At 68.3% G+C, this 12,626-nt stretch carries 14 protein-coding genes; 10 read left to right on the top strand and 4 right to left on the bottom strand.

All coding sequences use genetic code 11. From position 1 onward, the window contains the following. The 6 genes from sufB to A5701_RS13600 form a co-directional block, all read left to right on the top strand. The coding region (gene sufB, locus A5701_RS13625; protein ID WP_067754099.1) for a Fe-S cluster assembly protein SufB at positions 1 to 890 on the top strand (890 nt) is incomplete at its 5' end. Beyond that, positions 890 to 2,077 carry a Fe-S cluster assembly protein SufD gene (sufD, locus tag A5701_RS13620; protein ID WP_067754095.1) on the top strand — a complete coding sequence of 396 codons (1,188 nt, stop codon included), beginning with the start codon at positions 890 to 892 and terminating at the stop codon, positions 2,075 to 2,077. The genes sufB and sufD, both read left to right, overlap by 1 nt. Continuing rightward, a complete protein-coding gene (sufC, locus tag A5701_RS13615) occupies positions 2,074 to 2,910 on the top strand; it encodes a Fe-S cluster assembly ATPase SufC (RefSeq protein WP_067754092.1) in 837 nt (278 codons plus the stop codon). The genes sufD and sufC overlap by 4 nt, the downstream gene beginning before the upstream one ends. Before the next feature lie 2 nt (positions 2,911 to 2,912). Beyond that, positions 2,913 to 4,154 carry a cysteine desulfurase gene (locus A5701_RS13610; protein WP_067754089.1) on the top strand — a complete coding sequence of 414 codons (1,242 nt, stop codon included), beginning with the start codon at positions 2,913 to 2,915 and terminating at the stop codon, positions 4,152 to 4,154. After that, positions 4,151 to 4,651, top strand: coding sequence for a Fe-S cluster assembly sulfur transfer protein SufU (sufU, locus tag A5701_RS13605; RefSeq protein ID WP_156670084.1), 501 nt, complete (start codon positions 4,151 to 4,153; stop codon positions 4,649 to 4,651). The genes A5701_RS13610 and sufU overlap by 4 nt, the downstream gene beginning before the upstream one ends. Then, complete coding sequence (locus A5701_RS13600) at positions 4,626 to 4,973, top strand: metal-sulfur cluster assembly factor (RefSeq protein WP_067754083.1); 348 nt, start codon at positions 4,626 to 4,628, stop codon at positions 4,971 to 4,973. The genes sufU and A5701_RS13600 overlap by 26 nt, the downstream gene beginning before the upstream one ends. 132 nt (positions 4,974 to 5,105) lie before the next feature. On the opposite strand, the gene A5701_RS13595 is transcribed toward A5701_RS13600, so the two are convergent. From A5701_RS13595 to A5701_RS13580, 3 genes are all read right to left on the bottom strand, one after another. Beyond that, positions 5,106 to 5,837 (bottom strand): DUF5666 domain-containing protein, encoded by a 732-nt coding sequence (locus tag A5701_RS13595; protein ID WP_067754080.1) that lies wholly within the window; start codon positions 5,835 to 5,837, stop codon positions 5,106 to 5,108. 101 nt (positions 5,838 to 5,938) lie between these two features. Further along, positions 5,939 to 6,730, bottom strand: a complete 792-nt coding sequence (locus tag A5701_RS13590) for a DUF5666 domain-containing protein (protein WP_197504975.1) — start codon at positions 6,728 to 6,730, stop codon at positions 5,939 to 5,941. Positions 6,731 to 6,815: 85 nt separating this feature from the next. Next, positions 6,816 to 8,642: an acyl-CoA dehydrogenase gene (locus tag A5701_RS13580; protein ID WP_067754071.1), complete on the bottom strand. Its 1,827-nt coding sequence runs from the start codon at positions 8,640 to 8,642 to the stop codon at positions 6,816 to 6,818. 207 nt (positions 8,643 to 8,849) lie between these two features. Here A5701_RS13580 and trxA point away from each other — a divergent pair, with 207 nt between their 5' ends. The 4 genes from trxA (at position 8,850) to A5701_RS13560 (ending at position 12,030) form a co-directional block, all read left to right on the top strand. Beyond that, positions 8,850 to 9,203 carry a thioredoxin gene (gene trxA / locus A5701_RS13575; RefSeq protein WP_067754068.1) on the top strand — a complete coding sequence of 118 codons (354 nt, stop codon included), beginning with the start codon at positions 8,850 to 8,852 and terminating at the stop codon, positions 9,201 to 9,203. 55 nt (positions 9,204 to 9,258) lie between these two features. Then, positions 9,259 to 10,068: an enoyl-CoA hydratase gene (locus tag A5701_RS13570; RefSeq protein WP_067754065.1), complete on the top strand. Its 810-nt coding sequence runs from the start codon at positions 9,259 to 9,261 to the stop codon at positions 10,066 to 10,068. Between the two features lie 21 nt (positions 10,069 to 10,089). Continuing rightward, positions 10,090 to 11,727: an ABC-F family ATP-binding cassette domain-containing protein gene (locus A5701_RS13565; RefSeq protein WP_067754062.1), complete on the top strand. Its 1,638-nt coding sequence runs from the start codon at positions 10,090 to 10,092 to the stop codon at positions 11,725 to 11,727. Positions 11,728 to 11,820: 93 nt separating this feature from the next. Continuing rightward, entirely contained in the window at positions 11,821 to 12,030 is a 210-nt protein-coding gene (locus A5701_RS13560; RefSeq protein WP_067754059.1) for a helix-turn-helix domain-containing protein, read from the top strand. A gap of 13 nt (positions 12,031 to 12,043) precedes the next feature. Here A5701_RS13560 and A5701_RS13555 read toward each other — a convergent pair whose 3' ends face one another. Next, complete coding sequence (locus tag A5701_RS13555) at positions 12,044 to 12,625, bottom strand: TetR/AcrR family transcriptional regulator (RefSeq protein WP_067754056.1); 582 nt, start codon at positions 12,623 to 12,625, stop codon at positions 12,044 to 12,046. Position 12,626 lies beyond the last annotated feature (1 nt).

Raw genomic sequence — 12,626 nt, 5'->3', positions numbered from 1 at the left:
ACAAGTTCTCCGCGTTGAACACCGCGGTGTGGAGCGGTGGGTCCTTCATCTACGTTCCGCCGGGCGTGCACGTCGACATCCCGCTGCAGGCCTACTTCCGGATCAATACGGAGAACATGGGCCAGTTCGAGCGGACCCTGATCATCGTCGACGAAAACGCCTACGTGCATTACGTCGAGGGCTGCACCGCGCCCATCTACACCTCGGACTCGCTGCACTCGGCGGTGGTGGAGATCATCGTAAAGCCCGGTGGCCGTTGCCGTTACACCACGATTCAGAACTGGTCGAACAACGTCTACAACCTGGTCACCAAGCGGGCGCGCGCCGAGGCCGGCGCCACCATGGAGTGGGTCGACGGCAACATCGGGTCCAAGGTGACCATGAAGTACCCGGCCGTCTGGATGACCGGTGAGCACGCCAAGGGTGAGGTCCTGTCGGTCGCCTTCGCCGGGGAGGGCCAGCACCAGGACGCCGGCGCCAAGATGCTGCACCTGGCGCCCAACACGTCGAGCAACATCGTCTCGAAGTCCGTGGCCCGCGGCGGCGGCCGCACCTCCTACCGGGGGCTGGTGCAGGTGAACAAGGGCGCGCACGGCTCGCGTTCCAGCGTGAAATGCGATGCGCTGCTGGTCGATACGATCAGCCGTAGCGACACCTACCCCTATGTCGACATCCGCGAGGACGACGTCACGATGGGCCACGAGGCCACCGTGTCCAAGGTCAGCGACAACCAGCTGTTCTACCTGATGAGCCGTGGGCTGACCGAGGACGAGGCCATGGCCATGGTGGTGCGCGGCTTCGTCGAGCCCATCGCCAAGGAACTGCCGATGGAGTACGCCCTGGAGCTCAACCGGCTCATCGAGCTGCAGATGGAAGGCTCGGTCGGCTAGTGACGAACGTGACTGAAGCGGTTGAGGGTTCGGCCCTCACCGCCGCCAACAAGGGCGAATTGTTCGCGTCCTTCGACGTCGACGCCTTCGAGGTGCCCAGCGGGCGTGACGAGATCTGGCGGTTCACCCCGCTGCGGCGGCTGCGCGGGCTGCACGACGGCTCGGCTCAGGCCACCGGCAAGGCGCAGATCAGCGTCGGCGAGCAACCGGGCGTGCAGGTCGAGACTCTGCACCGCGGCGACGAGCGGCTGGGCCGCGCCGGCGTGCCCACCGATCGGGTTGCGGCCCAAGCGTTTTCGTCGTTCAATTCCGCGACGCTGGTAAGCGTCGGCCGGGACGTGCAGGTCTCCGAGCCGGTCAACATCACCGTGACGGGGCCGGGCGCCGGGGCCGTGGCCTACGGGCACCTGCAGATCGGCGTCGCCGAACTCGGCGAGGCGGTCGTGGTGATCGACCACCGCGGGAGCGGAACCTACGCCGACAACGTCGAGTTCATCGTCGGCGACGCCGCCCGCCTCACCGTGGTGTGGGTCGCGGACTGGGCCGACGACATGGTGCACGTCAGCGCGCATCACGCCAAGCTGGGCAAGGACGCGGTGCTGCGCCACGTCGCCGTCACCCTGGGCGGCGAGGTGGTGCGAATGTCGGCCAACGTGCGCTACGCCGCCCCGGGCGGGGACGCGGAGCTGCTCGGCTTGTACTTCGCCGACGACGGGCAGCACCTCGAATCGCGGTTGCTGGTCGACCATGCGCAACCCAACTGCAAGTCGAACGTGCTGTACAAGGGTGCGCTGCAAGGGGATCCGTCCTCGCATCTTCCCGATGCCCACACCGTCTGGGTCGGCGACGTGCTGATCCGCGCCGAGGCCACCGACACCGACACCTTCGAGGTGAACCGCAACCTGGTGCTCACCGACGGGGCGCGCGCCGACTCGGTGCCCAACCTGGAGATCGAGACCGGCGAGATCGTCGGGGCCGGACACGCCAGTGCCACCGGACGCTTCGACGACGAGCAACTGTTCTACCTGCGGGCCCGCGGCATCCCCGAGGACCAGGCGCGCCGCCTGGTGGTGCGCGGCTTCTTCGGCGAGATCATCGCCAAGATCGCCGTGCCGGACATCCGCGAACGCCTGACCGCCGCCATCGAACACGAACTGGAAATCACGGAGAAGACAACAGCGTCATGACGACTTTGGAAATTAAAGACCTGCACGTCAGCGTCGAAGATCCCAACGCCCCCGAGGGCAGCCGCGAGATCGGAATCCTCAACGGCGTCAACCTGACCGTCAAGTCCGGTGAGACGCATGCGGTCATGGGCCCCAACGGCTCGGGCAAGTCCACGCTGTCCTACGCCATCGCCGGTCACCCGAAGTATCGGGTGACGTCCGGCTCGATCACGCTCGACGGCGAGAACGTGCTGGACATGAGCGTCGACGAACGCGCCCGCGCCGGCCTGTTTTTGGCCATGCAGTACCCCGTCGAGGTGCCCGGCGTGTCGATGTCGAACTTCCTGCGCAGCGCCGCCACCGCCGTCCGCGGCGAGCCGCCGAAACTGCGGCACTGGGTCAAGGAGGTCAAGGCCGCCATGGCCGACCTCGACATCGACCCGGCGTTCGCCGAACGCAGTGTCAACGAAGGGTTTTCCGGCGGCGAGAAGAAGCGCCACGAAATCCTGCAGCTGGGTCTGCTCAAGCCCAAGATCGCGATCCTCGACGAGACCGACTCCGGCCTGGATGTGGACGCGCTGCGGGTGGTCAGCGAGGGCGTCAACCGCTACGCCGAGGCCGAGCACGGCGGCATCCTGTTGATCACCCACTACACCCGGATCCTGCGCTACATCCGCCCGCAGTTCGTGCACGTGTTCGTCGGGGGCCGGATCGTCGAATCCGGCGGCCCGGAGCTGGCCGACGAGCTCGAGGAGAACGGCTACGTGCGCTTCACCCAGACCGATGGCGGCGACCCGCAGCGCCCGGCTTCGCCGCGCTTGGGATCCCCGCGAGCGGCGGCCGCGGGAGCGTAGGCATGACCGCACTGGACGTCGACGCCATCCGCGCTGACTTTCCGATCCTCAAGCGCGTGATGCGCGGCGGAAAGCAGTTGGCGTACCTGGATTCCGGCGCGACGTCGCAGCGCCCGCTGCAGGTGCTCGACGCCGAGCGCGAGTTCCTGGTCACCTCGAACGGGGCGGTCCATCGCGGCGCGCACCAGCTGATGGAGGAGGCGACCGACGCCTACGAGCAGGGCCGCGCCGACATCGCGGCTTTCGTCGGCGTCCACGCCGATGAGCTGGTCTTCACCCGCAACGCCACGGAGGCGCTCAACCTGGCGTCATACGTGCTGGGTGACAACAGGTTCGAGCGCGCCGTCGGCGAGGGAGACGTGATCGTCACCACCGAGCTGGAGCACCACGCCAACATCGTGCCGTGGCAGGAGCTGGCCCGACGCAGCGGTGCCACGCTGCGCTGGTACGGCGTGACCGACGACGGGCGCATCGACCTGGACTCGCTGGAGCTCGACGAGCGCGTGAAAGTCGTTGCCTTCAGCCATCACTCGAACGTCACCGGCGCGGTGGCGCCGGTGACGGAATTGGTCGGCTGCGCCAAGGCCGTCGGCGCCGTGACGGTGCTGGACGCGTGCCAGTCGGTGCCGCACGAGCCGGTCGACCTGCACGCGCTGGACGTCGACTTCGCCGCGTTCTCCGGCCATAAGATGTTGGCCCCCAACGGAGTTGGCGCCCTCTACGGCCGCCGCCAGGTGCTCTCGGAGCTGCCGCCGTTCCTCACCGGCGGGTCGATGATCGAGACCGTGACCATGGAGACGTCGACCTACGCCCCGGCGCCGCAACGGTTCGAGGCCGGCACGCCGATGGCCTCGCAGGTCGTCGGGTTGGGCGCGGCCGCACGCTATTTGGACGCCATCGGCATGGACGCGGTCCAAGCGCACGAGCGCGATTTGGTCGCCGCTGCCCTCGAGGGCCTCTCGGGCATCGAGGGCGTGCGGATCATCGGGCCGACCGTGATGGAAAACCGTGGCTCGCCCGTCTCGTTCGTCGTCGACGGCGTGCACGCGCACGACGTCGGGCAGGTACTCGACGACGACGGCGTCGCGGTGCGCGTCGGGCATCACTGCGCGATGCCCTTGCACCGCCGGTTCGGCGTGGCGGCCACCGCCCGGGCATCGTTCGCCGTGTACAACACCGCCGACGAGGTCGAGCGGCTGGTGGCCGGCGTGCGGCGGGCGCTCGAATTCTTCGGGAGAGACTGACCGTGCGCCTGGAGCAGATGTATCAGGACGTGATCCTGGATCACTACAAGCACCCCCAGCACCGGGGGCTGCGGGAGCCGTTCGGCGCGCAGGTTTCTCACGTCAACCCGGTCTGTGGTGACGAGGTGACCCTGCGGGTCGCACTGTCCGACGACGGTCAGCGCGTCACGGATGTTTCCTATGACGGCCAGGGCTGTTCGATCAGCCAGGCGGCCACCTCGGTGCTGACCCAGCAGGTGATCGGTCAGACCGTGCCCGAGGCCCTGAAGACCGTCAGCGCGTTCACCGAGATGGTGTCCTCACGCGGGACCGTCGAGGGCGACGAGGACGTCCTCGGCGACGGGATCGCGTTCGCCGGGGTGGCCAAGTATCCGGCCCGGGTGAAATGCGCGCTGCTGGGGTGGATGGCGTTCAAGGACGCGTTGGCCCAGGTCTGCTCGGATACGGCCGCGGACTTCGAGGAGGAGAAAGATGAGCGAGACCGCCGCACCGGATGACGAATTCCTTGCCGACCTCGAGGAGGCGATGCGCGACGTCGTCGACCCCGAATTGGGCATCAACGTCGTCGATCTCGGCCTGGTCTACGGGCTCAACGTGGAAGAGGGCGACGACGGAACCGTCGCCCTTATCGACATGACGTTGACCTCGGCGGCGTGCCCGCTCACCGACGTCATCGAGGACCAGTCACGCAGCGCGCTCGTCAGCAGCGGTCTGGTCGACGACCTGCGGATCAACTGGGTGTGGAACCCGCCGTGGGGCCCCGACAAGATCACCGAGGACGGCCGAGAACAATTGCGCGCCCTCGGCTTCACCGTCTGAAGCGCCTGAGCGCGCCACCGCTGGGTTTGATGGCGGGGACCCGCTGCGCCCGGCTTCGCCGCGCTTGCGATCCCCGCTGGGTTTGATGGCGGGGACCCGCTGCGCCCGGCTTCGCCGCGCTTGCGATCCCCGCTAAAGGTGGAAGGGCAGGTGCGGCAGGTGCAAGTGGTGGTGGGGGCGCCCCATCGGTGGGCACTGCTCGAGGCTGATGGTCGTCGCCTGCAGCGCGCCACCGTCGTTCGTCCCCTGAGCCCCCATGCACGTGCCGTTCGTGATCGCCTGGGTGTTGCTGATCGTCTGCTTCTTGTAGGACGTCGCGTCGTTGACGGTCACCGTGGTTGGGCCGCCGGGCCCAATCCCGTTGACGGCGATGGTGTTTCCCGACACCGACGCGACCGTGCCGTAGAAGCCGGCGGGCGGCGGGCACTTGCCGTCGACGGCCGTCGTGATCATGACGGTCTGCGCGGTCACGCCGGCGGCCGGTGAACTTTGCGGGGTGGCCCGCACGTTCACACAGCTACCCGGGGTGACATCGGGGAGCTTGGCCGGGGCCACCTGGAAGACGGGAGTCGCAGGAGCGAAGTCCACCGTCGCCGAACCGCTGCGTGTTCTGAGCTGAATCTTGTCGCCAGCCACCGACTGGACCATGCCTTCGACGTAGTCCTTGCCCACGGGCGGTGGCGCCGGGGGCGGGGCCGCGCTCGGCGGTGGGCTGGGCGGGGCCGCCGTGGGCGCCGACGGCTTGGCGGCATTGCCGGTGTCGGTATGGCTCGACCGGCACATCGCGACGCTCAGGATGATGACCGCGGCGACGGCGACGAGCGCGATCCGAGCCAGCCGGGTGTTCACCGAGGTGGCAGGCATCGTTACAGCTCCGATCGCGTTGGCCGTTGACAGCGAATACCCAGGCGGGCGCGGTTGTGATAACCGCGCCCGCCCGTGTGACGGTTATCTCAGCTGGTCCGTCAGCCGCCCTGGCCGGGCTGCTTGGGCTTGCCGCCGCACTTTCCGTCGTTGGCCTGACGGACGTTGATGCTGGTCGCCTGCAGCGTGCCGTTGTCCATCGTTCCGCGGGCCCACAGGCACTTACCCTGCGCGATCGCGTCGGTGGTCGCGGAGGCCTGCTTGCTGTACTTGGTCTTGTCGTCGACCGTCACCGCGGTCTGGGTGGTGTTGCCGCTCGGGTCGGTGCCGGTGACGTTGATCGTGTTACCCGACACGGAGGCCACCGAGCCCCGCACGGGCGCCGGCTTGGGCGCCGGGGCGGGCGAGCCAGGGGGCGCCGGGGTGGTCGAGCTCGGCGCGGAACCCTGCCCCGCCGGCTTGGCGGGGCAGGCGCCGTTGACGGAGGGGCTGACCTTCACGGCCGCCGCCGTGACGGGCTGGCCGCCCTGAGCTTCCTGAATGGGCCGCACGGTCACGCAGCTGCCGGAGGTGACGTCGGTCAGCGCGGCGGGCGTGGTCTCGGTGACCTTGGTGGTCGCGGTGAAGTTCACCGCGGCCGCGGAGTTGTCTTCCTTGGTGACCTGAATGGAGTTGCCCGCCACCGACGCGATCAGGCCGCTAACCCGGGCTTCCCCGCTGGCCGGAGCGGGGGACGTGGTCGTCGAGGTCACCACCGAGGTGGACGTCGACGTCGACGTCGTCGGGCTCGCTTTGTTGGACGAGCTGCACGCGGCGACGGACAGCGCGGTGACCCCCGCGACCGTGAGGACCGCTAACCGGGTGAGCCGGGGCGTCGGACAGCTGGCAGGCATCGAGGTTTCTCCAATCGTGGTGGGACCCAACGGAATGGGTATTACCAGTTGGAGCTGTAGCTAACCTGTGTGTAATGCGGCCTGGTCAGAACGCCTGTTCGGGCACGCGCATGACCTCGTCGTCGATGGACTCGATGACTTTGCGCAGGGACGTGAGCTTGGGCAGCACGTTCTTCGCGAAGAACGCCGACGTGGCCACCTTGCCCCGATAGAACGCCGCGTCGTTCCCGTCCGCGCCCGCCAGCGCGGCGTGCGCGATCGCGGCCTGCACCAGCAGCCGCCACCCGATAAGCAGATCGCCGACCGCGAGCAGATACCGCACCGATCCGAGCCCCACTTTGTAGATTTCGGTGGGATGCTGGGCGGCGGACATCAGGTACCCGGTCAACGCGCCCGTCATCGCCGTGACCTCGTCGAGTGCCGTCTGCAGCAGCTCGGCCTGCGGTTTGAGCGCCTCGTCGCACGCATCGATCGTCGCGGTGATCTGAGCCGTCACGAACTGCAGGGCCTCGCCGCGGTCGCGCACGATCTTGCGGAAGAAGAAATCCAGCGCCTGGATGGCCGTGGTGCCCTCGTAGAGCGAATCGATTTTGGAGTCCCGGATGTACTGCTCCAGCGGGTAGTCCTGCAGAAAGCCCGAACCGCCCAGCGTCTGCAGCGATTCCGTCAGGATCTCGTAGGCGCGTTCCGAGCTCACGCCTTTCACGATCGGCAGAAGCAGGTCGTCCACGCGGTGCGCCATCTCGTGGTTGGCACCCGAAACATGTTGGGCCACAGCGTCGTCCTGGTGCGCGGCGGCGTACATGTACAGGGCGCGCAAACCCTCGGCGTAGGCCTTCTGCGTCATCAGGCTGCGACGCACGTCGGGGTGGTGGATGATCGTGACCCGCGGCGCCGTCTTGTCGGACATCTGCGTGAGGTCGGCACCCTGCACCCGCTCTTTGGCGAACGCCAGCGCGTTCAGGTAACCGGTGGACAACGTGCCGGCGGCCTTGACGCCGATCGTCATGCGCGCGTGTTCGATCACGGTGAACATCTGCGCGATCCCGTTGTGCACGTCGCCGACGAGGTAACCGACAGCGGGCAGATCCGTTGCGCCGAAGGTCAATTCACACGTGGGGGAGGACTTGATCCCCATCTTGTGCTCCACCCCGGTGACGAACACCCCGTTGCGGGGTCCCAGTTCGAACGTTTCGGGGTCGAAGAGGTATTCGGGCACGTAGAACAGGCTCAGCCCCTTGGTTCCCGGGCCGGCGCCCTCGGGGCGCGCGAGCACGAGGTGGAAGATGTTGTCGGCGGTGTTGCCCACGTCGCCGCCCGAGATGAAACGCTTGACGCCCTCGATGTGCCAGGTGCCGTCCGGTTGCGCGATGGCCTTGGCGCGGCCGGCCCCGACGTCGGAGCCCGCGTCGGGCTCGGTGAGGACCATGGTGGCCGCCCAGCCGCGCTCCACGCCCTCGGCCGCCCAGCGCCGTTGTTGCTCGTTGCCCTCGACGAACAGGGCCTGCGCCATCAACGGGCCGAGGCTGAAGAAGTTCGCGGACGGGTTCGCGCAGATGATCATCTCGTTGACGCCCCACGCCAGCGGCGGCGGGGCGGCCATGCCGCCGATTTCTTCGTCCAGCATCAGTCGCCACCAGCCGGCCTCATTGATCGCCTGCACCGTCTTGGCCAATTCGGGCGCCACGCTGATGGCGTGGGTGGCCGGATCGAAGACCGGCGGGTTGCGGTCCGCGAAGGCGAAGGACTCGGCGACGGGGCCCTCGGCCAGGCGGGCGGCTTCGTCCAGGATCGTCCGCACCGTTTCCGCGTCGAGGTCGCTGTAGCGCCCGGTGCCCAGCACGGCGCCCACATCGAGCACTTCGAACAGGTTGAACTCGAGATCACGGACGTTAGCGATGTAATGGCCCAACGCGATTCCCTCACTGGTCCCTCGACGCGGCGGATCGTCCGCTCAGTGTCTCCGACGTGGGAAAACGTACGCAACCGTAACCTACGGACGGCGGCGGGCGGGTTACCCGCCGGTTGCGGCCGGGAAAAGCGGGTGCGGGGGCCTCGCGCAACCCCGGCCGGCTCCTCGCCCGGGAACACCACGTCGCGCCCCGGCGTTACAGCAAACGTGACCACACTCGATCTCACCGCTGAGAAGTTCAACGAAACCATCGAGGGCAACGACATCGTGCTCGTCGATTTCTGGGCGTCCTGGTGCGGGCCGTGCCGCCAGTTCGGGCCCACTTTCCAGGCCTCCGCGGAGAAGCACCCCGACATCGTGCACGCCAAGGTCGACACCGAGGCCGAACAGCAGCTGGCCGCCGCGGCCCAGATCCGGTCCATCCCGACCCTGATGGCCTTCAAGAAGGGCAAGTTGCTGTTCAACCAGGCCGGGGCGCTGCCGCCGGCGGCGCTTGAAGACCTGGTTCAGCAAATCAAGGCTTTCGACGTCGACGCCGCCGAGGCCGGCCAGGCCGAATAGCTCCGACGCCGCGGCTCACGCGGGGCGGGGCGCAGCTACACGCTAGGTTGCTTGGGTGAGTCTGGTACTGGTAGAGCACCCGCGGCCCGGTGTCGCGCTGATAACCCTCAATCGGCCCGAGCGAATGAATTCCATGGCGTTCGACGTCATGGTGCCGCTCAAAGAGGCGCTGGAGAAGGTCAGGTACGACAATTCCGTGCGCGTGGTCGTGCTGACCGGCGCCGGCCGGGGATTCTCCTCCGGGGCGGACCACAAGTCCGCGGGCTCGGTGCCCCACGTCGAGGGCCTGACCCGCCCCACGTACGCGCTGCGGTCCATGGAGGTCCTCGACGAGGTCATCCTGGGGCTGCGCCGCCTGCATCAGCCCGTCATCGCCGCGGTCAACGGCCCGGCGATCGGCGGGGGGCTGTGTCTGGCGCTGGCCGCCGACATCCGGGTCGCCGCGACCGGCGCGTATTTTCGCGCGGCCGGCATCAACAACGGCCTGACCGCCAGCGAGCTGGGGCTCAGTTACCTCCTGCCCAGGGCGATCGGCTCGTCGCGGGCATTCGAAATCATGTTGACCGGCCGCGATGTCACCTCCGAGGAGGCCGAGCGAATCGGGCTGGTGTCGTGCCAGGTGCCCGACGAACAGCTGCTGGACACCTGCTACGCGATCGCCGCCCGGATAGCGGCGTTCTCGCGGCCGGGAATCGAATTGACCAAGCGCACACTGTGGAGTGGACTGGACGCCGGTAGCCTGGAGGGGCACATGCAAGCCGAAGGCTTGGGTCAGCTGTTCGTTCGTCTGCTCACCGCCAACTTCGAAGAAGCGGTTGCCGCGCGCGCGGAGCGACGCCCCGCGGTTTTCACCGACGACAAGTAGCCACGACATCAGGGAGTAGATGTGATCACTGCCACGGACCTCGAGGTCCGCGCCGGTGCGCGCATCCTGCTCTCACCCGAAGGGCCGGACCTGCGCGTGCAGCCCGGCGACCGGATCGGGCTGGTCGGGCGCAACGGCGCCGGCAAGACGACCACCCTGCGCATCCTGGCCGGCGAGACCGAACCGTACGCCGGGTCGGTGCTGCGCGCCGGTGAAATCGGTTATCTGCCACAGGATCCCAAGGAGGGCGACCTCGACGTGCTGGCGCGCGACCGGGTGTTGTCGGCCCGCGGCCTGGACGTTCTGCTCACCGACCTGGAAAAGCAGCAGGCGTTGATGGCCGAGGTCGCCGACGACGAGGCGCGCGACCGCGCCATTCGCCGATACGGGCAGCTGGAGGAGCGGTTCGTGGCGCTGGGCGGCTACGGAGCCGAGAGCGAGGCCAGCCGCATCTGCGCGAGTCTCGGCCTGCCGGACCGGGTGCTGACGCAGAAGCTGCGCACGCTGTCGGGCGGGCAGCGGCGCCGGGTGGAGCTGGCGCGGATCCTGTTCGCCGCGTCGGAAGGCGGAGCGGGCGCTTCAGGTTCAGAGACCACCCTGCTGCTCGACGAGCCCACCAACCACCTGGACGCGGATTCGGTTGGCTGGCTGCGCGATTTCCTGCGCGCCCACACTGGCGGGCTGGTGATCATCAGTCACAACGTCGAGTTGCTCGCCGACGTCGTCAACCGGGTGTGGTTTCTCGACGCCGTGCGCGGCGAGGTCGACGTCTACAACATGGGCTGGCAGAAGTACCTGGACGCCCGGGCCACCGACGAGCAACGGCGCCGCCGTGAGCGCGCCAATGCCGAACGCAAGGCCGCCGCGCTGCGCACGCAGGCCGCCAAGTTGGGTGCCAAGGCCACGAAAGCCGTTGCCGCCCAGAACATGCTGCGTCGCGCCGACCGGATGATGGCCGCGCTCGACGAGGAGCGGGTCGCCGACAAGGTCGCCCGCATCAAGTTCCCCACCCCCGCCCCGTGCGGGCGCACGCCGCTGGTGGCCAAGGGACTGAGCAAGTCGTACGGGTCGCTCGAGGTGTTCACCGGCGTGGACCTGGCCATCGACCGCGGCTCGCGGGTGGTGGTCCTCGGCCTCAACGGCGCCGGCAAGACGACGCTGCTGCGACTGCTGGCCGGCACCGAGCAACCGGACACCGGTGGGCTGGAGCCCGGCCACGGCTTGCGGATGGGCTATTTCGCGCAGGAGCACGACACCCTCGACAACGACGCCAGCGTGTGGGAGAACATCCGGCACGCCGCGCCCGACACCGGCGAGCAGGATCTGCGAAGCCTGCTGGGCGCGTTCATGTTCAGCGGACCGCAGCTCGACCAACCGGCGGGCACGCTGTCGGGTGGCGAAAAGACACGGCTCGCGCTGGCCGGGCTGGTGGCGTCGACGGCGAACGTTCTGCTGCTCGACGAGCCGACGAACAACCTCGATCCCGCCTCGCGCGAACAGGTGCTCGACGCGCTGCGCAGTTACCAGGGCGCGGTGGTGCTCGTGACGCACGATCCCGGCGCGGCCGAGGCGCTTGACCCGCAACGGGTTGTGCTGCTGCCCGACGGCACCGAGGACTTCTGGTCCGACGACTACCGAGACCTCATCGAACTGGCCTGACTCCCGGGTGCTTTTCGTCCAAATCGGCCCGCGGCCGACGACGGGTTCCTACTCTTAGGTGCTTGCGATCGTGCTCAGCCGCGGAGGACATCCATGAAAAGGACACCGCAAAGGTCGAAGAAGACCCGCGAGGAGTTGTTGTCCGAGCTACGGAACGCCTACGAGGGCGGGGCCAGCATCCGCACGCTGGTCGCCTCGACCGGCAGGTCCTACGGATCGATTCACAGCCTGCTGCTGCAGGCGGGTGCCACGATGCGCAGCCGCGGCGGCCCCAACCGCACCGCGCGATCCGCACAAGTGTAGCGCCGCGGCGTCGCTACTCCTGCGGGCCAGAGTCGTTGCGGCGCACGGACTTTTCCACCAGGTCGAGCACCGCGGACAATCGCCGCGGATCCTCGCCTGACGCCAGCCGCGCCACCAGGCCGTCGAGTACCAACTCCAGATAGCACTGCAACACGTCGCCGGGAACGTCGTCGCGCACCCGGTGCGCCTCCTTCTGCCGGCGCAACCGGTCGGTTGTCGCCGCCGCCAGTTCCGCGGACCGCTCCGCCCAGCCGCGGCTGAACTCGGGGTCGTTGCGCAGCTTGCGTGCGATCTCGAGCCTGGTGGCCAGCCAGTCGAACTGGTCGGGCGCGGCGAGCATGTCGCGCATCACCTGGATGAGGCCCTCGCGCGACGCCACGTCGGCCATCCGCTCGGCATCCTCGTGCGCCAGCGCGAAGAACAGCGCGTCCTTGTCGCGGAAGTGGTGGAAGATCGCGCCACGCGACATCCCGATGGCCGTCTCCAGCCGCCGCACCGTGGCCTTGTCGTAGCCGTACTCGGCGAAGCAACGGCGGGCACCGTCGAGGATCTGGCGGCGGCGGGCCGCCAGATGATCCTCGCTGACTTTGGGCACA

The sequence above is a fragment of the Mycobacterium sp. E3305 genome (genome assembly GCF_001666785.1).
Taxonomy (GTDB): domain Bacteria; phylum Actinomycetota; class Actinomycetes; order Mycobacteriales; family Mycobacteriaceae; genus Mycobacterium.
The sequence above is the reverse complement of the archived record's forward strand: the minus strand, read 5'-3'. Positions and strand labels throughout refer to the sequence as shown.